Source organism: Alsobacter soli (genome assembly GCF_003004785.1).
GTDB lineage: Bacteria > Pseudomonadota > Alphaproteobacteria > Rhizobiales > Beijerinckiaceae > Alsobacter > Alsobacter soli.
Genome location: NZ_PVZS01000002.1, coordinates 73,118 through 92,454 on the forward strand (window position 1 = coordinate 73,118; position 19,337 = coordinate 92,454).

General features: G+C 67.1%; 21 protein-coding genes. 10 read left to right on the forward strand and 11 right to left on the reverse strand.

Translation table 11 applies throughout. From position 1 onward, the window contains the following. The first annotated feature begins 319 nt into the window (after positions 1-319). On the forward strand, positions 320-1,027 hold the full coding sequence (locus SLNSH_RS01965) for an OmpA family protein (RefSeq protein ID WP_158266643.1): 708 nt from the start codon (positions 320-322) through the stop codon (positions 1,025-1,027). Positions 1,028-1,223: 196 nt separating this feature from the next. On the opposite strand, the gene SLNSH_RS01970 is transcribed toward SLNSH_RS01965, so the two are convergent. The 5 genes from SLNSH_RS01970 to SLNSH_RS01990 all read right to left on the reverse strand — a co-directional run bounded on the left by SLNSH_RS01970 (position 1,224) and on the right by SLNSH_RS01990 (position 5,770). Next, positions 1,224-2,564: an NAD(P)/FAD-dependent oxidoreductase gene (locus SLNSH_RS01970; RefSeq protein ID WP_106335162.1), complete on the reverse strand. Its 1,341-nt coding sequence runs from the start codon at positions 2,562-2,564 to the stop codon at positions 1,224-1,226. A gap of 216 nt (positions 2,565-2,780) precedes the next feature. Beyond that, positions 2,781-3,509, reverse strand: coding sequence for an amino acid ABC transporter ATP-binding protein (locus tag SLNSH_RS01975; RefSeq protein WP_106334982.1), 729 nt, complete (start codon positions 3,507-3,509; stop codon positions 2,781-2,783). A gap of 36 nt (positions 3,510-3,545) precedes the next feature. Next, the gene (locus tag SLNSH_RS01980) at positions 3,546-4,208 is read right to left on the reverse strand and encodes an amino acid ABC transporter permease (RefSeq protein ID WP_106334983.1); all 663 of its coding nucleotides are present in this window, start codon (positions 4,206-4,208) and stop codon (positions 3,546-3,548) included. Positions 4,209-4,218: 10 nt separating this feature from the next. Continuing rightward, positions 4,219-4,887: an amino acid ABC transporter permease gene (locus SLNSH_RS01985; protein WP_106334984.1), complete on the reverse strand. Its 669-nt coding sequence runs from the start codon at positions 4,885-4,887 to the stop codon at positions 4,219-4,221. 67 nt (positions 4,888-4,954) lie between these two features. Further along, positions 4,955-5,770 carry an ABC transporter substrate-binding protein gene (locus SLNSH_RS01990; protein ID WP_106334985.1) on the reverse strand — a complete coding sequence of 272 codons (816 nt, stop codon included), beginning with the start codon at positions 5,768-5,770 and terminating at the stop codon, positions 4,955-4,957. Positions 5,771-5,797: 27 nt separating this feature from the next. Between SLNSH_RS01990 and SLNSH_RS01995 the strand changes: the two genes are divergently transcribed. Beyond that, entirely contained in the window at positions 5,798-6,895 is a 1,098-nt protein-coding gene (locus SLNSH_RS01995) for an IS5 family transposase (RefSeq protein ID WP_106334986.1), read from the forward strand. Between the two features lie 57 nt (positions 6,896-6,952). Next, positions 6,953-7,240 (forward strand): hypothetical protein, encoded by a 288-nt coding sequence (locus SLNSH_RS02000; RefSeq protein WP_106334987.1) that lies wholly within the window; start codon positions 6,953-6,955, stop codon positions 7,238-7,240. 52 nt (positions 7,241-7,292) lie between these two features. Here SLNSH_RS02000 and SLNSH_RS02005 read toward each other — a convergent pair whose 3' ends face one another. Beyond that, the gene (locus SLNSH_RS02005) at positions 7,293-7,880 is read right to left on the reverse strand and encodes an Lrp/AsnC family transcriptional regulator (protein WP_106334988.1); all 588 of its coding nucleotides are present in this window, start codon (positions 7,878-7,880) and stop codon (positions 7,293-7,295) included. A gap of 137 nt (positions 7,881-8,017) precedes the next feature. On the opposite strand from SLNSH_RS02005, the gene SLNSH_RS02010 reads away from it, so the two are divergent. Further along, positions 8,018-8,740, forward strand: coding sequence for an aspartate/glutamate racemase family protein (locus tag SLNSH_RS02010; RefSeq protein WP_106334989.1), 723 nt, complete (start codon positions 8,018-8,020; stop codon positions 8,738-8,740). Positions 8,741-8,810: 70 nt separating this feature from the next. On the opposite strand, the gene SLNSH_RS02015 is transcribed toward SLNSH_RS02010, so the two are convergent. Both SLNSH_RS02015 and SLNSH_RS02020 read right to left on the reverse strand, forming a co-directional pair. Continuing rightward, positions 8,811-9,590, reverse strand: a complete 780-nt coding sequence (locus SLNSH_RS02015; RefSeq protein ID WP_106334990.1) for an ABC transporter ATP-binding protein — start codon at positions 9,588-9,590, stop codon at positions 8,811-8,813. Beyond that, positions 9,590-10,384, reverse strand: a complete 795-nt coding sequence (locus tag SLNSH_RS02020) for an IclR family transcriptional regulator (RefSeq protein ID WP_106335163.1) — start codon at positions 10,382-10,384, stop codon at positions 9,590-9,592. The genes SLNSH_RS02015 and SLNSH_RS02020 overlap by 1 nt, the downstream gene beginning before the upstream one ends. Before the next feature lie 116 nt (positions 10,385-10,500). On the opposite strand from SLNSH_RS02020, the gene SLNSH_RS02025 reads away from it, so the two are divergent. From SLNSH_RS02025 to SLNSH_RS02040, 4 genes are read left to right on the forward strand one after another with little or no spacing between them, the layout of a single operon-like run. After that, a complete protein-coding gene (locus tag SLNSH_RS02025) occupies positions 10,501-11,298 on the forward strand; it encodes an ABC transporter permease (RefSeq protein WP_106334991.1) in 798 nt (265 codons plus the stop codon). A gap of 22 nt (positions 11,299-11,320) precedes the next feature. Continuing rightward, positions 11,321-12,298, forward strand: coding sequence for an ABC transporter substrate-binding protein (locus tag SLNSH_RS02030; protein WP_106334992.1), 978 nt, complete (start codon positions 11,321-11,323; stop codon positions 12,296-12,298). Between the two features lie 30 nt (positions 12,299-12,328). Then, complete coding sequence (locus SLNSH_RS02035) at positions 12,329-13,018, forward strand: hypothetical protein (RefSeq protein ID WP_106334993.1); 690 nt, start codon at positions 12,329-12,331, stop codon at positions 13,016-13,018. A gap of 4 nt (positions 13,019-13,022) precedes the next feature. Next, complete coding sequence (locus SLNSH_RS02040) at positions 13,023-13,781, forward strand: SDR family NAD(P)-dependent oxidoreductase (RefSeq protein WP_106334994.1); 759 nt, start codon at positions 13,023-13,025, stop codon at positions 13,779-13,781. A gap of 316 nt (positions 13,782-14,097) precedes the next feature. Here SLNSH_RS02040 and SLNSH_RS02045 read toward each other — a convergent pair whose 3' ends face one another. Together SLNSH_RS02045 and phhA are read right to left on the reverse strand one after the other, a co-directional pair. After that, positions 14,098-15,705 (reverse strand): M20/M25/M40 family metallo-hydrolase, encoded by a 1,608-nt coding sequence (locus SLNSH_RS02045; RefSeq protein ID WP_106334995.1) that lies wholly within the window; start codon positions 15,703-15,705, stop codon positions 14,098-14,100. 656 nt (positions 15,706-16,361) lie between these two features. Then, on the reverse strand, positions 16,362-17,234 hold the full coding sequence (gene phhA, locus SLNSH_RS02050; protein ID WP_106334996.1) for a phenylalanine 4-monooxygenase: 873 nt from the start codon (positions 17,232-17,234) through the stop codon (positions 16,362-16,364). Positions 17,235-17,516: 282 nt separating this feature from the next. Between phhA and SLNSH_RS02055 the strand changes: the two genes are divergently transcribed. Beyond that, complete coding sequence (locus tag SLNSH_RS02055; protein ID WP_146140159.1) at positions 17,517-17,729, forward strand: hypothetical protein; 213 nt, start codon at positions 17,517-17,519, stop codon at positions 17,727-17,729. A gap of 63 nt (positions 17,730-17,792) precedes the next feature. On the opposite strand, the gene SLNSH_RS02060 is transcribed toward SLNSH_RS02055, so the two are convergent. Continuing rightward, positions 17,793-18,575, reverse strand: a complete 783-nt coding sequence (locus SLNSH_RS02060; protein ID WP_106334998.1) for an SDR family NAD(P)-dependent oxidoreductase — start codon at positions 18,573-18,575, stop codon at positions 17,793-17,795. A 443-nt stretch (positions 18,576-19,018) separates the two neighbouring features. On the opposite strand from SLNSH_RS02060, the gene SLNSH_RS02065 reads away from it, so the two are divergent. Beyond that, the gene (locus SLNSH_RS02065; RefSeq protein ID WP_106334999.1) at positions 19,019-19,306 is read left to right on the forward strand and encodes a GYD domain-containing protein; all 288 of its coding nucleotides are present in this window, start codon (positions 19,019-19,021) and stop codon (positions 19,304-19,306) included. Positions 19,307-19,337 lie beyond the last annotated feature (31 nt).

Below are 19,337 nucleotides of genomic sequence, written 5' to 3' on the forward strand. Positions count from 1 at the left end.
CGACGCCGCTTGGGCGGCCCCAACCGCGAACGGGTGGCTGAGGCTGGGTCAGACTCGCCAGCGGGATCCCGATCGGCGTTGCCGAAGGCGCCAATCTGTCTATGGGCGCGCGCACAAATCGTTGTGACCAGCCTTGGATGGTGAGAAGCCAGGGTGAGCAGATTCACTCGGAAATTCCAGTGGACGGGGAGCGGGCATATGAGACGCCATGTCGTGGCAGCGATTTTGACCATCAGCTTGAGCTCGCCCGTATTGGCCGACTGGAAAGACCCGAATGTCGAGGGCGCCAAGGAGCATCCGATCGTCAGGTTCTACCCGGATGCGCGGGTGGACGAATACGATCAGAAGGCGTTCGACAGCGAAAGGGGAGGGGGACGAGCAGGAGGCCACGACCGAGGACGTCGAGGGGCGCATCACGAAATTCACATACGAGCACAAGCCGGGCACGTCCGCCCTCGAGATCTTGCGCCAATACGAGAACGCGCTGGCCAAAGTCGGCTTCCTCAAGCTTGTCAGCGGGCGCCGTGCCAAGCTTCCGACGCATGCGCTGATCAACGGCGACACCTTCGGAGCCTTCCGGCTCGACCGGTACGGCAAGCCTGCCGTCTACGTCAACGTCGGCGCATCAGATCAGGGGTCGTGGGTGGAGTCCCACGTGGTGATCGCCGAGCCCGGAGTGATGGAGCAGAAGCTCAACGCCGACGCGGACAGCTTTTTCGACCAGCTGGGGTCAAGCGGCCGGGTCGTCGTCTACGGGATCAATTTCGATACGGCCAGGGCGGGCATCCGGGCCGACTCCGAATCTGTTCTCGCGGAGATCGAGCGCCTGCTCAAAACCCATGAAGACTTGAAGCTGCGGGTCGAGGGACACACCGACAACATCGGTCAGCCTGCCGCCAACCAGAAGTTGTCCCAGCTGCGGGCCGCCGCGGTGGTCAGCTGGTTGATGAAACACGGCATCAAACAGGGGCGCCTCACGGCGGTCGGCCTAGGCGACAAGGCGCCGCTCGCGGACAATCAGACCTAGGAGGGCCGGGCGAAGAACCGGCGCGTCGAGCTCGTCAAGTGAAGCCGCGTCGAGCGCGGCGGCTCAGGCGCATAAGCGGCGCAGCGAAGCGGCGGCGGCCTCGGCAGAGCAGCCCATCACGGGCCAGTGGTCACCGCCAGCTCAGGTGCGATCCTCGACGACGTCCAGCCGGGGGCTGGGGCGCGGGAGTGCGCGCTCATAAGGCGGAGCTCTTCGCCAGGCTCGTCCCGTTGCCGAAACGCCCGTAGCGGAATGCGGCCGCGTCCAGGCGCGGCCTCCGGCCAGCGGCGAGGTCGGCCACCACTTTGGCTATGCCCGGGGCTATGCCGAAGCCGTGTCCACTCATGCCTGTGGCGAGGATCAGGCCGGGCAGGGGGGCGTGATCGATCACCGGCAGGGCATCGGGCAGCACGTCGATCATGCCAGCCCAGGTTGCGGTGATTTCCGGCACGCCGATCGCCGGGAAGGCGGCGGCGAAGTGGTTTTGCAGGCGCGCGATCTCGGGCCCATTCGGGCGCGGGTTCAGGATGCGGCACCGTTCGAACGGGCTTTCGTCCGTCGTGTTCCAGCGCCGCGGCGTGCTCCAGGCGTCCGGGTAGCCCCTGGGCGCGGCAGGATGAAAGCGCGTGCTCGACAGGTCGGCGCGGATCTGCGGCAGGAACGCGCGCAGGTTGCGGAAGGCGTCCGGGCCTATGTAGAATTCATGGAAGGACCACGGGGTGAGAAGATAGCTGCCGTCGGCGCGGCGTCGGAAAGCGAAACGGTCGTCACACGCGGCGCCCTGGAAAAATGCGGGCAGCCGGGCGGTGGCCGACACGCTGGAGAGAACGGAAAGCTGGGGCAGGGCGACGCCGACCGAGCGCAGGAACAGCGCCGACCACGCGCCTCCGGCGAGAATGGCTTGTGTGCAGCGCACCGTCCCGGCTTCGGTGACGATGGCCGAGAGACGGCCGGAGGAGGTCTCGAGCCCGCGCACGGCGCAGCCCTCGCGAATGACAACGCCTGCCTCCGCCGCCGCGCGGGCGAGAACAGGCACCGTGACAAAGGGCTCCGCCATGGCGTCAGACGGCGTGTGCAGGGCTCCGGTCCACCCGGCGGCGTTTGGCAGCATCGCCTCAGTCTCGCGGCGCGACAACAGGCGGCTGTCGACGCCATAGGGGCGGGCGAGGTCGAGCCAGCGGGCGAAGGCGTCCATGCGCGTTTCGGTGCGGGCGAAATAGGTGATTCCCCGCTGGCGGAAGCCGATGGCGTCGCGCAGAGCTCTCGGCAGGTCGGCCCATAGGCGGATCGCCTCCATCATGACCGGCAGCTCCGCAACGTCGCGCCCCTGCTGGCGGATCCACCCCCAGTTCCGGCTCGACTGCTCGCCTGCGAGACGCCCCTTTTCGCACAGCAGAACGCGCTTGCCCTCGGACGCGACCGACCAGGCCGCCATCAGGCCGATGATGCCGCCGCCGATGACCGCGACGTCGACCGCCTCCGGCAGCGGGCCGGTAAAGGCGGGAGGCGTTGCAAGCGTTACGGGGAAGCCTGTCATCTCAGGACCGTGCGGAAGCTGCGGGGCGGGATAGGAGACATTGGACCTGCTGCCGACCAATTGGGGCGCGATGGCGGGAGGCGGGACGTTCGGACCGAAATCGTGACCGGGCGACCGAGCGCCAGGGAGCCGTGGCCGAGCGGACATGGCGGCGGCCGGATCGCCGAACGCGCCGTGGCCGATTCCGCAAGACCGGTTCGGCGCGCGCCGAGCCGGTCAGTGGTGCAGCACCTTGCTCAGGAAGTCGCGCGTGCGTTCGCTTTTCGCGGCGGTGAAGAAGGTCTCGGGATCAGCCGTCTCGACGATGGCGCCCCGATCCATGAAGATCACCCGGTCGGCCACCTTGCGGGCGAACCCCATCTCGTGGGTGACCACCATCATCGTCATCCCCTCGCGGGCGAGGCTGACCATGACCTCGAGCACCTCGTTGATCATCTCGGGGTCGAGAGCGGAGGTCGGCTCGTCGAAAAGCATGATTTTCGGCTGCATGCACAGGGAGCGGGCGATGGCCACCCGCTGCTGCTGGCCGCCGGAGAGCTGGTGAGGGTAGTTCTGCATCCGGTCGCCCAAGCCGACCTTTTCGAGCAGGGCGCGGCCACGGACCTCGGCCTCGGCTTTAGACAACCCGCGCACATGGATGGGCGCGATCGTCACGTTCTCGAGGGCCGTCTTGTGCGGGTACAAGTTGAAGCTCTGGAAGACGAAGCCCACCTCCATCCGCAACTCGCGCAAGCGCACGGAGGAGCTGCCGAGATCGAAGCCGTCGACCACCAGCCTTCCCTTCTGGAAGGGCTCCAGCCCGTTGATGCAGCGAATCAACGTGCTCTTGCCCGAACCGGATCGCCCGCAGACCACGACGACCTCGCCTTTCGTCACCGTGAGGCTGATGTCATTCAGCACGTGCAGCGAGCCGAACCATTTGTGGACATCGGTGAATTCGATCATGGGTGTTCCTTGGCCGGCGGCGATGCGGCTGCCCGGTTACAGGACTGGCGCCTGGCCGCGCCGCTCCATGCGGCGCGACAGCCAGATCAACGGATAGCAGATGACGAAGTAGCCGAGTCCGACGATGCCGAAGACCAGCAGGCCGTTCGGAACGTTCTGCACGATCATCCAGCCCGAGCGCGTGAGGTCGAGGAGCCCGATTGCGGAGACGACGGAGCTGTCCTTGATCAGGAGCACGAACTGTCCCACCAGCGAAGGCGTCACCACCCGCACAGCCTGCGGCAGTACGATCAGCCTCATCTGTTGCGCGCGTGTAAAGCCCGATGCAGCGGCGGCCTCCTTCTGGCCCGCGGGAACTGACTGAATGCCTGCGGCGACGATCTCACCGATGAAGCAGCCCGCGACATTCGACAGGGCGACGACCCCGGCTGTGAAGGCGGACAGCTCGATGCCGACCTGCGGCAAGATGAAGAACACGATGAACACTTGCAGAAGGAAAGGCGTGCCACGGAAGAAGTCGACGTAAAGTCCGACCGCACGGGACAGCGTCCTGTTCGGCCCGGCGCGCAGGATGCCAAGGGCGAAGCCGATGACGGACCCGATCAGCAGCGCGAGCACCGAGAGGGCCACCGTCATGCCGAGGCCTTTCAGCAGCACGGGCCAGTAGCCGACGACACGATTGAGCTGCAGCCAGAACATTCACGAGCCCTCAGGCCGGGCCCGGCAGGCGGTTCTGGTGCGACCAGGCGCCAGCCACAAGCTTGAGCAGGTAGTAGAGCAGCAGATAGGCCAGGGCGGTGGCGACGAGCCCCTCGACCGGCATGAAGCGGTCGATGGCGATCATCTGGCCGGCCCGCGTCAGCTCCACCACCGAGATCAGCGACAGGAGGGAGCTGTCCTTGACCAGCACGATGGCTTGGCCGATCAGCGGCGAAATTGTCGGGCGCAGCGCCTGGGGCAGGATGATCAGCCGCATCCGCTGCAGATAGGTCATGCCAGAACTGATTGCCGCCTCAACCTGGCCTCTGGAGATCGCCAGGATTCCCGACCGGATGATTTCGGCCACGTACGCGCCCGAGTTCAGCGACAGGGCGACGACGCCGATCAGCGCCTCCGGGAGCACGACGCCCAGGCGGGGCAGGCCGAAGTAAAGGAAGTAGAGTTGCGCAAGCAGCGGCGTCGCGCGGATCGCGTCCACATAAGCGGTAGCGCTCAGCCGCAGCCACCGCAAAGGCTGGATGCTCAATGCGCACGCGACGATCCCCAGCGCCAGCGCGCCTGCGAACCCCGCAGCCGACAACATCAGCGTGGACAAGAAGCCCTGCCAGATCGCGGGCAGGTATTCCAGCATCACGCGCGTGTTCAAGGACCCTAGCATCGTGCTCCGCGTCAATGGGGGGTGTAGGCGAGGGCTCCGCGGGACTGACCCGCGGAGCCCAGACAGCTCAGTGATCGGCCTTCCACTTTCCTGAGTTGACCCAGTAGTCGAGGTTAGCCTGCAGGCTGCCATCCAGGGTGGTGGTGTCGATGAACAGGTTGGCCCAGGTGAGCAGGTCTAGCGAATCGTAGCGCACCGCGTAGGCCAGCGGCTCTTTGGAAAGTAGTTCCGGGAAAATGGTGATCGTGCCCGGATCGTAAGCGGTGGCCTGTGCCTTGACGGCCGAGTTGTCATTCAGCCCACAGTCGACCTGGCCGTTCGCCACGGCGTCCAGCAGCAGCGTGCCCCCGCCCTTGAAGGACTTCAACTTGCCCTGCGGAAAAACAGACGGTGCGAGCTTTTCACCGGATGAGCCCAGCAGGACGGCGATGGTGGCGCCGGGCTTCTTGCAGTCTTCAAGCGATTTGATCGGGCCTCCACTCTTCGCGAAGGCGACCGCGCCCACATACATGAACGGCTTGGTGAAGGCGACCTTGGTCGCTCGCGCCAGCGTCGGGGTCATGTCGGCGGCCAGGATGTCGGCCTTTCCCGACATCAGGGCCGGAAGCAAGCCATCCCAGTCGAAGTCGAGATACACGACCTTGACGCCGATCTTGTCGGCCATCAGCTTCGCGAGCTCGACGGCGGAGCCCGTGCGGTTGCCGTTCTTGTCCATGAACGAGAACGGAGGGCCCTGGGTCTGCACGGCCACGCGAAGTTCGCCGCGCTTGAGGATCTCGTCCAGCGTTCCCGCTTGAACCTTCGCCGAGCTTGCGGCCTGCCCGAAGAGGGCTAGCAGGCTGTTGAAGAAGTCGCTCGCGAGCGGGTCCGAGACGTGATTCATTCAGGCTGGATCGGCCTGGAGGGTGATTTGCGGGGTTCGGACGAGAGAACGGGCGCGCTGTTCAGCTATGTGGATCTGGAGGCGCGGGTCCGGAAGGACCATCCGCTGCGGTCGATCCGGGTGGTGGTCAACGAGGCGCTCGCGGCCATGGAGGCCGATTTCGCGGCGCTCTACTCCCGCACGGGACGGCCCTCGATCCCGCCCGAGAAGCTGCTGCGGGCCATGCTGCTGCAGGCGTTCTATTCGATCCGCTCCGAGCGGCAGCTCATGGAGCGGCTGGAGTTCGATCTGCTGTTTCGCTGGTTCGTCGGGCTCGGGATCGACGATCCGGCCTGGGATCATTCGACCTTCTCGAAGAACCGGGACCGGTTGCTGGAGGGCGCTGTCGCGGGTCGGCTCCTGAACGCCATTCTGGCTCAGCCCCGGGTGAAGCGGCTCTTGTCCACCGAACACTTCAGCGTCGACGGGACGCTGGTTCAGGCCTGGGCCTCGATGAAGAGCTTCAAGCCGGTCGACCGGCCAAAGGATCAAGACCCGCCTGCGGGCGGGCGCAACGCGGATGCCAACTTCCGGGGCGAGACGCGCTCCAACGCCACGCACGCCAGCACCACCGACCCGGACGCGAAGTTGTATCGCAAGGGGCCGGGCATGGAGGCCCGGCTCTGCTTCCTCTGCCACGCGCTGATGGAGAACCGCTCTGGCCTGCTCGTGAACGCCTGCCTGACGCAGGCCAGCGGCCATGCCGAGCGCCTGGCCGCGCTGGCCATGATCGAAGCTCGCGCTGACCGTCCCGTCGCGGTGACGCTCGCCGCCGACAAGGGCTACGACACCGCCGACTTCGTGAACGAGCTGCGCAGCATGAACGTGCGGCCCCACGTCGCCCAGAACACGACGCGTCGCTTCGGGCGCTCGGCCATCGACGGGCGAACGACGCGCCATCTCGGCTATGCGGCGAGCCAGCGCGCGCGCAAGCGCATCGAGGAGGCCTTCGGCTGGATGAAGACGGTCGCGGGGCTGCGCCGGCCGATGCTGCGTGGCCTCGATCGGGTCGGGTGGGCCTTCACCTTTGCGGCCGCGGCCTACAACCTGGTCTGCCTGCCGCGCCTCCTGGCGGAACCCGGCTGATGGCGAAAGCCCCCGCCTTCGCCAAGGGCCTTCGCCGGCCGCTGGCGCATCGTCGAGATGGATGTCTGGGACAATGACGTTCTCGACCTCGCCGAAGAGGCCCATCTCACCTTCCAGGGTGCATCAGACGGGGAGATCGCCTTCGTCGCCGTCAAGGGCTTCCTCGATGTCCGCTACGGCTCACGGGACGGCGCTGCCTGCGCCGAGTTCTCCTGGCAAGGCGAAGATGATGGCGACGACGTCTGCGGTCGCGGCTGGGTCAGGCTCGGAACCGCCGGTCGCCTCGTCGGCCATGTCTTCATCCACCAGGCCGACGACTCGGGCTTCGTCTGCGAACGGGATTGAGTTCTTCAACGCCCTGCTAGGGCCGCTGTCACGATGAAGGCGCTGATCTTGCTCATCTCTTCGCTCCCTTGATGGTGTCGGCCGACCGACTCCCGCCGGCCGGTTTCCGCTGTGACCGACTCTCACTCGACCCGGAAGCGGTCTGGGCCCCGCCAGCATCCTCGTCCCAGACACCCTTCGGCAGACTGACCCACTTGTTGTGAGATTTCATCACCACGAAGGTTTCGCTTCCCTGGATCACCCCGGGTTCGGCAAGCCCCGGCAGCAGCGTGCTGGTGACACGGTAGAGGTCTTGCATGTCACCTTCGAACAGCACCTCGGCGATGAGGTCGTACCGGCCCGTCACGATGCTGACCGATGTGACAAAGGGCAGCTCGGCCATGCGTTGAGCGACCTCATCGAGACGGCCGTGACCATTGGCATGGATGCCGATGATCGCGGCGATCAGCTCCGGGCGTTCTGCCACGTTGAGAACCCCGACGATCTTGAGCAAATTGGCTTCAACGAGGGTTTTCAAGCGGGAACGGACAGTTGGCGGGCTCAGACCCAGGCGAGCGGCCAGATCGCTCACGCCTTCCCGTCCCTCGCGAGACAGCAGCTTGGCGAGGCGTCGATCCGCGCGGTCCCATTTTTCTCGCATCAACAAAACTCCCGAAAGATTTTTATCGATCTGCTAAATTCCACTGTCAATATTCTGGCCCTTGAAAAAGAGTGACCTGTTATGCGCGAGCCCATGGGCCTTGCCGCCGGAGTGAGAGATCGTCAGGAGGATCGGGCATGCATATCGGGCTGATCGGCGGCATCGGGGTCGCCGCAACCGTGGTCTACTATCAACGTCTCGTGGCGCGCGCATCGGAGCGGGGTGCGGCCAGGCTCGACCTGACCTTCGCGCACGGCGACATCCAGGAGCTGATCGGCAACAATCTGGCGGATCGTCGGGAGGAGCAGGCGCTCGCCTTCCTTCCCCTCGCCCGAAGGCTGAAGGACGCAGGCTGCTCCTGTTTCGCGCTCACGTCTCTCGGCGCGCACTTCTGCGCGGCGGAACTCGCAAGGATCGCACCCCTGCCGATGGTTTCGGGCGTGGCTCCGCTGGACAGCTATTTCGCGAGCCGCGGGGTGCGGAAGGTTGGGCTTCTGGGCACGCGCGTGGTGATGCGGACCCGGCTATACGGGCAGCTCGCACGGACTGAGGCGCTGGCGCTGGACGAGGAAATCGAGTTTCTCGGCCAGATGTACCAGGAGGTGGCGGTGGCCGGCGTCTGCTCGGCCGAGCAGCGCGCCGCCTTCATCGACGCAGGCAGGCGCATGATGGCGCGAGGCGCCGAGGCGATCGTGCTGGCGGGCACAGACCTCAACCTCGCCTTCGACGGGCAGGATCCGGGCTATCCGGTCATCGACGCCCTGGACGTGCATGTCGGGCTTCTGGCCGATCTCGCCGCGGATCGGATCTCGATCGAGGCTGCGACGGGCAAGGCAGACGACCTTTCGCCAGGAGCATAACGCTGCTCGACCGACGAAGGTCGCGGGGCTTGCGGACGCGACACGGGATGGCCTCGGACGTGCGATTCCGTCACGAGGACGCGCCGCGGGACAGCACCCCGCGGGACAGGAAGATGTCGGTGATCTCGTCGGAGATGCCGATGAATTCCGGACGCTTTCGCCCGTCCAGCCCGCGCGGCCGCGGCATCTCGATGGGAATGATGCGCTCGATCCGGCCCGGACGCGGGCTCATCACCACGACGCGGTCCGACAGCAGGACCGCCTCGTCGATGGAGTGGGTGATGAACAGCACGGTCTTGCGCGTCGCCATCCACAACGCCTCGAGATCAAGCCGCATCTGTTCGCGCGTGAGGGCGTCGAGTGCGCCGAACGGCTCGTCCATGATGAGCATGACGGGATCGTGGATCAGCGAGCGCGCGATGGCGCAGCGTTGGCGCATGCCCCCTGAGAGCTCGTAGGGATAGCGGTTCGCGAACTCGGACAGCCCGACGCGGCCGAGCAGCTCGTCCGCGCGGCCGACATAGTCCGACTTGCGCAGGCCGCGCATCTCCACTTGGAACAGAAGGTTGTCGCGCACGCTGCGCCAGTCCAGCAGCACCGGGGCCTGAAAAACGATGCCGATCTCGCCGCTGGGACGGGTCACGGGCTCTCCGTTGACGAGAATCTCGCCCGAACTGGCCGGAAGCAGGCCGGTCAGCAGGCGCAACAAGGTCGACTTGCCGCAGCCGGACGGGCCAACGATGGAGACGAACTCGCCGTCCGCGATGTCTAGGTCCACCCTGTCCAAGGCGTGCGTGATCATGCCGCCGCGGCGGTAGGTCTTGCCGACGTTGCGCAGGCTGATGGGCATCAGGCGGTTCTCCGGGAAACGGGGGCCGGCATCGGCCAGCGGTCGGCGATCTCCGCGGCGGCCTCGCAGACCCGTCGTGCGAGGTTTTCGTGGAGTGAGGGTGGGATGCGCTGCACGGGGCCGGCGACGCTGACCGCGCCGATCGTGACCCCGCCGCCTGGAGCGATCGGCGCGGCGATGGCGACGATGCCGGGCTCGGCCTCCTCCAGCGCGATCGCCCACCCGCGATCTCGCGTCAGACGCAGAGCGGCGAGGAGCCCTTCCACGTCCCGCATGGCGTTGGGGCCCGTCGCGCCGGTGTCGCCCAGCCCTTCCTCCAGCAGAATCGCGATGGCTTCGTGCTCGGGGAGAGTGGACAGCCAGGCCTTGCCGTTGGCCGTCGCATGCAAGGGGATGCGACCCGTCATGGACGGGGCGTACATCAGGCCGGGCGGCGCGCCCTGGGCGGATCCCAGCCAGGCCAGCCGCCTGTCCTGGACGCAGGAGAGGCGCACCAGTTCGCCCGTCTCGCGCGCCAGCGCGTCGAGGATCGGCTGGCAGATGTCCTCCACCCGCGCCTCCGACAGCATGCGTTTCCCCATGAGGGCGAAGCGAAGCGTCAAACGGTACCGCTGCGTGGCGGGGTCCTGTTCGGCCCACCCCTTCTCGACGAGCTGCGCCAAGAGCCGGTGCACGCCGCTCTTTGGCAGCCCGAGTTGGATCGCCAGATCCGACACTCCCGCCGGGGCGGCGGCGCGCGACATCGCCTCGATCAGGTCGAGGGCGCTGTGCAGCTGGGACTTCACGACGCGCATGTTGCCGAACACCGTTCTTTGTGGAACGATGTTCAATGTAGAAAGATGAGCGCGGCGCCGTCAACGCGCGCAGCGCTTGAAAAGCGCCGCTGGTCGGCGACGGGGAGGTTCCTGGGATGAGCGCCGTTCGCAGGCTCGTGCACGACCACTGGAAGGTCGTGGCGACTTTCGCGGCCATCTTCGTCGTGTGGGAGGCCGCTGTTCTGCTGTTGGGTGTGAAGCCCTACATCCTCCCCAAGCCCACGACGGTTCTGGCGCAGATGTCGACGCGCATGCCGACCATCGTGGATGGGGCGCTCGCCACCCTGCAGCCGATGCTGGCCGGCTACGTGCTGGCGGTGGCCGTCGGCGTGCTCCTGGCCCTGCTGGTGGCGTTCTGGCAGGGCTTTCGCGACACGCTCTACCCGGTCATCGTATTCCTGCAGATCGTGCCCAAGATCGCCGTCGCGCCGCTGTTCCTGATCTGGTTCGGCTATGGGCTTTTGCCGAAGGTGCTGCTGGTCTTCCTGCTCTCCTTCTTTCCGATCGTGGTCAGCGCCGTCACCGCCTTCCGCTCGGTCGACCCGGACATCCTCGACCTGGCCCGCGCCACTGGCGCGGGGCCAGGGCGCATCTTCTGGAAGGTGCAGTTGCCGCACGCTCTGCCCACCCTGTTCACCGGCTTCAAGGTGGCTGCGGCGCTCTCGGCGACGGGCGCGCTGGTGGCGGAGTTCGTCGCATCCGACCGGGGACTCGGCTACCTGCTGGTCGGCTATTCCAACAACATGGACACCCCCATGGCGTTCGCCACCATCCTGGTCGTGAGCCTCATGGGCCTGGCGCTTTACGGGGCGGTGGAAGCGATCGAGCGCGTCGCCATTCCATGGCACGTGTCCCGCCGCAGCGCTGAACCGGAGCTGTCCGGCAATCCTTGAACAACATCCTCGGGAGGGTCCAATGAGACGTATTTCGCTGGGCGTGGTCGCCGCCATGCTCCTCGCAGCGGCGCCGGCGGCGGCCGCTGACAAGGTCACCTTCCGCCTCAATTGGATCGCCTACGGGTTCCACACGCCGTTCTATCTTGGCCTCGAGCGTGGCTACTACAAGGACGAGGGCATCGACCTCACCATCGGCGAAGGCCAGGGTTCCGTGCGCGCCGTCCAGACGGTCGGGGCCAAGGGGGACACGTTCGGGCTGGCCGACGGCGGTTCGGTGGTCGCGGGCGTCAGCAAGGGCGCCCCGGTGCGGGCCGTCATGGCGATCACGAGCTCGTCACCCTACGCCTTGTCGGCTCGCGCCGACGCCGGCGTGAGGACCCTGAAGGACATCGAGGGCAAGACGGTCGCGAGCGCGCCGGGCGAGGCGGGGCTTCAGCTCCTGCCGGCGCTGTTCGCCCGCAACGGCGTTGACGCCTCGAAGGTGAAGATTCTGCGCGTCGAGGGCGCGGGCAAGATGGTGGCCGTGGCCGAGAAGAAGGCCGAGGCCCTGATGGCCGGGCTCGACAACCAGTCGATCACGCTGCCGCGCCAGGGCGTTCCGCTGGTCGACTTCGGCTATGCGGCCAACGGCGTCAACACCATGGGACTGACCATCATCGCCAACGAGGACACCATCAAGTCGAACCCGGACCTGGTGCGCCGCTTCGTCAAGGCCACCGCGCGCAGCTTCGAGGCGGCCCTGAAGGAGCCCGAGGCGTCCGTCAAGGCGGGGCAGAAGGTCAAGCCCGACATGGAGGCCGACCTCGCCATGGCGCAACTCAAGGCCGGCGTCGCCCTGATGAACTCGGAAGCCTCCAAGTCGCTGCCGTTGGGGCAATTCGCGCTCAAGGACTGGCAGGACACCATCGACCTCATGAAGCAGTACCAGGACCTGCAGACCGACAAACCGGCCGATGCGTTCTTCACGAACGCCTTCGCGGGCAAGGGCGGGTCCTGAGGCGCCAGGCCGAACGAGGAGGAGGAGCGCATGTTGGCTGGCGAAGGCGCAGTCCTGATCTGGAACGACATCACGCCCGAGGGACGGGACGCGTTCTACGCGTGGCATATCGTCGAGCACATGCCCGAGCGCGTCGGCATCCCGGGCTTCCGGCGCGGTCGGCGCTACATCCGGGAGGACGAGGCGACGTCGCCCGAGTTCTTCACGCTCTATGAGACGGACACGCCCCAAGTGCTCGTCGGCCAGGACTATGCGTCCCGCCTCAACGCGCCGACCCCGTGGACGCGCTCCGCCACGCAGGCGTTCCGCAATACGTCCCGGGCCCTCACGCGCGTCCGGGCGAGCGTCGGCCCGGGCGCGGGTGGCATGCTGGCCACCATTCGTTTTGACGTGGCGCCGGAACGGCGAGCCGAGGTCGAGCGGATCCTGGCCGAGGAGGCCGTCCCCCGGGTGGCCGCGTCTCCCCGGCTGACTGGCGTACACCTGTGCGTCACGGATGCGGCCGCGAGCGGCGAGCGCACGGCCGAGAGCCGGGGCCGCGCGGATATCCTCGCTGCGCCGGAACACGTGCTCCTGGTGGAAGGCTGCGGCGCCCGCGAGGTGCGGCAGGCGGCCGAGGCGCTGCTCCGCTTCCCGGGCGTCGCCCTGGACGGCGAGGCGGTCGTCGGCGTGTATCGCCTCGAATATGCGCGGCTGAAAACTCCCTGGGCGGCCGGGTGAGGCGATGAATGCCTATGATCTTGGGGGCAAGCGCGCCATCGTGACCGGCGGCGCCGGCGGGTTCGGCATCGGGATCGCGCAGGCCTTGCTCGCCGGGGGCGCGACGGTCGAACTCTGGGACGTGAACGGGGACGGTCTGCAAGCGGCCCGCGCCGCCTTCGCCGGGGCGCGCGTCGCGGCCCGCGTGGTCGACATCACGCGGGAGCAGGAGGTTGAGGAAGCCGTCGCCGCTTTCGCGACGGGCGGGCGCATCGACATTCTGGTCAACAATGCGGGGGTCCTGGGAGAGGTGAGGCCGGTTTGGGAAACCTCCCCGGCCGATTTCCGACGCGTGCTCGAAGTCAACCTGGTGGGGGCCTACCTCATGGCCCGGGCGGTCACGCCGCGCATGCGCGGCCAGGACGCCGCTCCCCTCCGGGGCCATATCGTCAACATGTCCTCGATCCAGGGCAAGGAGGGCATGCCGATGGCCGGCGCCTACGCCGCCTCCAAGGCGGCCCTGATCGCCTTGACCAAGACGCTGGCCAAGGAGACCGCCCGGGACGGCGTCGTGGTCACGGCGGTCACGCCGGCCGCGGCGGAAACCGCCATGGCGAAGCTGCTCACGCCCGAGCGGCGGGCGGAGATCGAGGGCCGGATCCCTGCCGGGCGCTTCGTGGCTGTGGACGAGGTGGCGCGTCTGGTCGCCTGGCTTTGCACGGACGACTGCTCGTTCTCGACCGGCGGCGTGTTCGACATCTCGGGCGGCCGCGCGTCATACTGAGTTGCCGCCGCCCAGCGCGGGTATCCCAACTTCCAGATCCACCCTGGTTGCGGCTTCAGTGGGGCGCATCTGGAGCGCGGCTGCGGGTGTGCCGGAAGCCCTGACGAGCCCGGTCATTCAGAATGGTCCCGGCGCCCTTAGCGAGGTGCGGAGGACCGGAGGCGCTTGCCCTCCCCCGAGCCAGCGACCTTAAGAGAGCGGAGCCACAGGCCCATGGACAGCCAGGACGGAGAACGGGGACAAGGAAACGCCAGTTAACAGATTGCGCCTGGAGAGCGCGATCCCCGCCCGGACCGCCTGAGACTCCCACCGGGACTTAGCAGGGCTGCAGCATACGTCTCGCGATGCTGTCGACCATCCGCGGGAGGACCTCAAAGCCGTAGCTGACGTGCATCCGTTCCAGCGGGGTGTGGTAGTCGCGACCCCATGGTCCGGCGTTGACGATCGGCAACCCCGCTATGCATCCGCGGTCCGCCAAGCCGAGAAGGGGCCAGGCCGGCGTGTTGGCGCCGATCAGCGCAAGCGAGGATTCGTCAGCCTCGCCGAGGAAGCTCATGTCGGAGATGCCGGCGAACACGTCCGTGCAGCGGACGGTCGGGCCGGCCGCCTCCCGGGCCGCGCGCTCGCAGCAGGCCGCGAGGCGCTGAGCGTCCTGCCGTTGTGACAAGCGGGTCGGGAGGTAGGGCACGGATCCAAACCCGGTCACGACAGCAGGGCCGGACAGGCCGCTCGCTCGCCACGCCCGCTCGGTCAGGAGCCGACATCGTTCAGGCAGAGGGGCATTGAGGCTTGCTGCCTCCGCCAAGGCGGCCTCCAAGTCTCCCGGCGACGCGCTGCGCGCCTTCGCGGCCACTTGCTCGAACCGCAGCACCGGGACTTCCGCGACAGCATCCGGGCCCGCCCCCGAGGCGCCAACGGCGCGGCGCCTCAACTGCTCCAGGACTCCGGCCAGGGCTTCGCGACACAGGGCGTCGAACCGGTCGAGGATCTCGGCCGGGGTGCGGCTGACGAAGAGCACGTTGAAGGTGGCGAAGGCTGCCCCCGGCGTCGTCACGTCGTAGCCGACCTTGTCGTCACGAATGCCGAGCAGGCTCGGCGGCGTGGCGCGCGACCAGCCGGGATCGGCGAGTTCCGGCGCCCACTCCACGCGCTGGGCGACGGCGCCGGCGAGAACCGCGGCGTTGAGGCCGGCGAGAGGGAATCCGGCATGGGTCGCCCGCCCCGCCACGAAGGCGGTCAGCAACAGCTTCCCGACCGTGCCCAGCGCGATCGCCCGCCCATCCGAGCCGTCGCCGTCATCCGCGATCGCGTCCAGATTCACCGCCGCCACTAGGTCGAGGCCGTGTTCCGACGCGAAGCTGGGCAGCTTCTGCGCAGCAGCCCGCGCGCCCGCCGAATTGGCCTCCTCGTCCGGAACCGCCAGAAACAGGATGTTTCCCTCACCCGGGGACGCGGCGAAGCCCTCAGCCACCGCCAGGCCGGCGGCAAGCCCTGCTTTCATGTCGAGGAGCCCGCGCGCGGGCAGGAATGCGCCCGAACCGAGGTCGTATCGCGCGCGCCGCTCGGCGGCCGAGGAGGCGGTTTGAAGCTTCTCCTGAAGACGGCCGGTCAAAGCGTCCGGCTCGGTCGCGAACGGCTCAAGCTCTCCATAGTCCGAGACCGACACCGTGTCATAGTGACCGGTCAGGACCGTCGTCCTCCTGCCCTTGCCCCGGATCAGCATCGCCACCACGTGCCGGCCGTCCCCGGCAGCCACGGGGAAGCTCCAGACCTCGGCTCTCCCGAATGCTGGCTCGCGGCGCAGCCGCTCCGCGAGCCACGGCCCGAAGCTCGCCTCGTCTGCCGTGCCTGTGACGCTCCGGCGGCGCGTGAGTTCGAGGGCCCAGCGACGAGCGGATGCTGCGAGGGTGTGTTCGGACGACATGGAGCTGTAACCACGGGTGTGCTAGGGGCCACGGCATCTTAACCGAACCAGGATGCGAGTCGCACGAACCCCGACCTCATCCCGGTTCGTTTCCGCCTTCCGCGCCCGCGTGCGCCGCCTAGGGGCGCATCCCCGAATAGCCACACCCGCGCGATCGTGATGGTGCTCGCAAGCCCCGGTCCGTCTTCGGCGATAACCGCGCCGGGCCATGCCGCCTGCCGGCCCGGGAATTTGCGAGTCTCAGAACATTTGATTTTTTGCAGAACATGAGAGAAAATGTTTCATTCAATGACCCGTCGTGTTACGTTTGTTATTCAGGTTGGTCGCGACTCTTAAGCTTTGAGGATCTGCCGTGTCATGCCCCGCCAGTGAACTCGAAACTGCTGTTGCGATTGGCCTTGGCCCTGCCGAGTTGCTGGAGATCATATGTCAGCATCTCGCGCGCTTTGGTTCGCCCGTGGACAAGACCCGATGGTCTCAGCTTGGCCTGCGGGAGCGACGGGAGAGAGTGCAGAGGGCCTTGGATGCGCTCGCGTCCAGAAGGGCGAGCCACTAGGCAAGCTAACGCCGCATCGGAGCCGACGCGCCTTCCCAGGCACTGGCTGCCATCCGGGGAGAGACGGCTCAACCGCCTCCTGAGGTGCAGTGCGCGGGCCTCACTTCAAGGCCTTGGTCGCCGGGAAGCCGGCACAGTAAGCTCCGCTGCCGCGCCTCAGAACGTCGTCGGACGCTACGATGTCGAACGGCGTGAGCGCCGGCCGCGCCCGCCACGCCTCGAACAGGTCGGCGAAATCCCGCGCCTCCAGGATCTCGAACAGCTGCCGGAAATCGTCGATGACGAAGTACGTCGCCTGGAAATCGTCGATGTAGTAGCCGGTGCGGGCCACCCGATCGAGATCGAAGGCGACATGGTGGGCCGAGGGGTCACCCACCAAATAATTGGCCTCGCCGAAGGAAGAGACGATGCCGGCGCCGTAGATGCGCACGCCCTCAGGCCTGCGCAGGAGCCCGAACTCGATGGTGTACCAGTTCAGGCGAGCCAGGAACTTCACGCCCTTGCGCGCGATCGCCTCCAGGCCCAGCCGGCCGTAGGCGGCCATGTAGTTGGCGTAGTCCGGATGCGAGAGGAGCGGCACATGCCCGAAGACGTCGTGGAAGATGTCCGGCTCCTCGAGATAGTCCAGTTGCTCGCGTGTCCGGATGAAGGTCCCGGCCGGGAACTGCCGGTTGGCGAGCATCTCGAAAAACGGCCGCGAGGGGATGAGGCCGGGCACGGCCACAACCTCCCATCCTGTGCGTTCTCGCAGACTGCGGTTCACGACCTGGAAGTCTGGAATGCCCCCATCGTCGATTCCGAGCGCCTCCAGGCCGTCGAGATATTCCCGGCAGACGTGGCCGGCCAGGGCGCGCTGCTGCCGGGTGTAGAGGATCTTCCAGATGGCGTGGTCGTCGACTGTATAGCGGGACCAACCCTGGTCGATGATGCAGTCCTCTTTGCGTTGAGCGTTCAAGACGGCGTGTGTCGACATCGTCCGCTCCTCGGCCCGCGACAGCTCGGCTGAACGAGCTCGCAAACCTCAGAATGTCTAAAAGGCCGTTCCGGATCCATTTTGCGACAGAGTTCGGGCACGCCCGTAATCAGGAGCGGCGCCGCTCGGAGCGGCGCTGGAGACACAAGCTTCGAAAAGATGCTCGAAATGCTCGGTTGAAGTTGGACCTCCCGTTGACGGCGGACATTTAACGAAATTAAATTTTAAGAAGCCGGCCGTCGCCCAATGACGGCTAGCATTCTATCACTCGGGGGCGTGCGGATGTTGGCTGCGAACGAGAACGTGCTTCAGCACGCGGGGGAAACCATTTTTTTTGAGCAGCTTCGCGCCGTGCTTGAAGAGCACGACCAGGCGCAAATCGACGACCTCTCCTGGGCCGCCATGGACGTGATCCAGAAGGGGGCTTGGCTCACCGCCACCCTGGGCCGCCTTGAGGCGGAACAGCGCGCGGCGGCCATGCGGGTCGCGGGCTGACGGGCTCGTCCCCGGCGCTCATGGCGCCTCTGGTGAGAGCGGCCCCGCAGGGCCAGCCGCGTCTCAGCCGTTGCGCCCTTGTCCCCGCAGCGTCGGCAGCCCAATCCCCGCCGCGTCGAAGCCCCCATCCACGGCAAGCGTCTGGCCGGTCACGTAGCTGGCCCGATCGCTGCACAGGAAAAACACGGCCTCGGCGATTTCCTCCTCCAGGCCGTAGCGGTTGAGCGGAATGGCGTCGTGGTAGTCGGCGCGGATGGCGGGGCTGTGCACCTCCTTGGCCATCGCCGTATCCACGGGTCCCGGCGCAACGGCGTTGACCCGGATTCCAAGCCCCGCGAGTTCTGCGGCCTGCTGCTTCGTCAGGTGCGCCAGGGCCGCCTTGCTGGTGCCGTAGGCGACGCGCAGCGTTGAGGCGCGCAGGCCCGAGATGGACGTGATGTTGACGATCGCGCCGCCCGTCTCCGCCATGATGGGCGCAGCCGCCTGCGTGAGCAGGAAGGGACCGGTCAGGTTCACTGCGAGCACCCGCGACCACTCCTCATGGGTGGTGTCGAGCAGCGGCTTGAACACGGCGACGCCGGCGTTGTTGACCAGCGCGTCTATCCGTCCGAACCGCGCATTCAGGCTCGCGACCGCCTCGGCCACCTGGTCCGGGTCGGCCACGTCGCAGCGCAACTCAAGCGCCCGGTCCGGGGCTTCCAGCTGCCCCATGCTGCGGGCCAGGGTTTCGGCGTCGATGTCGAGCAGCCCGACGTTCCACCCCGCGCCGAGGAAGCGCCTGGCCGTCGCCAGTCCGATGCCGCGCGCCGCGCCCGTCACCAGCGCCGTCTTGGTCGCACCGGCCATCCTGATCCCTCCCTCGCGGGCCTTGGCTCTGGCCCCGTCGGACCTGGATACACGGGCGCCTGCGACGAGGCGAGCCTGTTTCGGAAAGGCTGTCCCGTTTTCCGGGAATGGCCCGGCCTAAGGCGTCCGGACTAATGCCACAGGCGACGCCGCTGCCGGCCGGGAAGGGTGTAGCATGTTCTCGTCTGCCCGCCGGGACGCCCGCACGAGCCATGGGCTTGGCCTTCAGCGCAGCCCTTCGCACAGCGATCGGACACGCGGCGACAGCCAGGATCGGGGCAGGCCAGAGCCAGTGGCTCAGGAGGTCGGAGATGGGTCCATCACCCCAAGCGGAGGACACGCCACCCGACTAGACGTGGCCCGACGACGGGCCTCCATGCGCCCCCGTTGCGCGCACGGGGGCGTTTTCGTGTCCACAGGCCGCAAGCGAAGGGGAGGGATCGATGAAATACATCAGCCTGATCACCTGGACCGATCAGGGCATTCAGGCCGCGAAGGATTCCCCCAAGCGGCTCGATCAGGCCCGGGAGATGGGGCAAGGCTTCGGAGTGAAGATCGAAGAAGCCTTCATGACCATGGGCGACGTCGACATGGTGTGCATCGTCGACGCGCCTGACGACGAGTCCTATGCGCGGTTTGGCCTGCGGCTCTGCCAGAACGGCGCAGTGCGGACCCGAACCCTGAAGGCCTTCAGCGAGGACGAATACCGCCGCATCATGAACGGCCTTTGAGCGAGGCCCGCGCCGGATTGCTCCCCCGCGG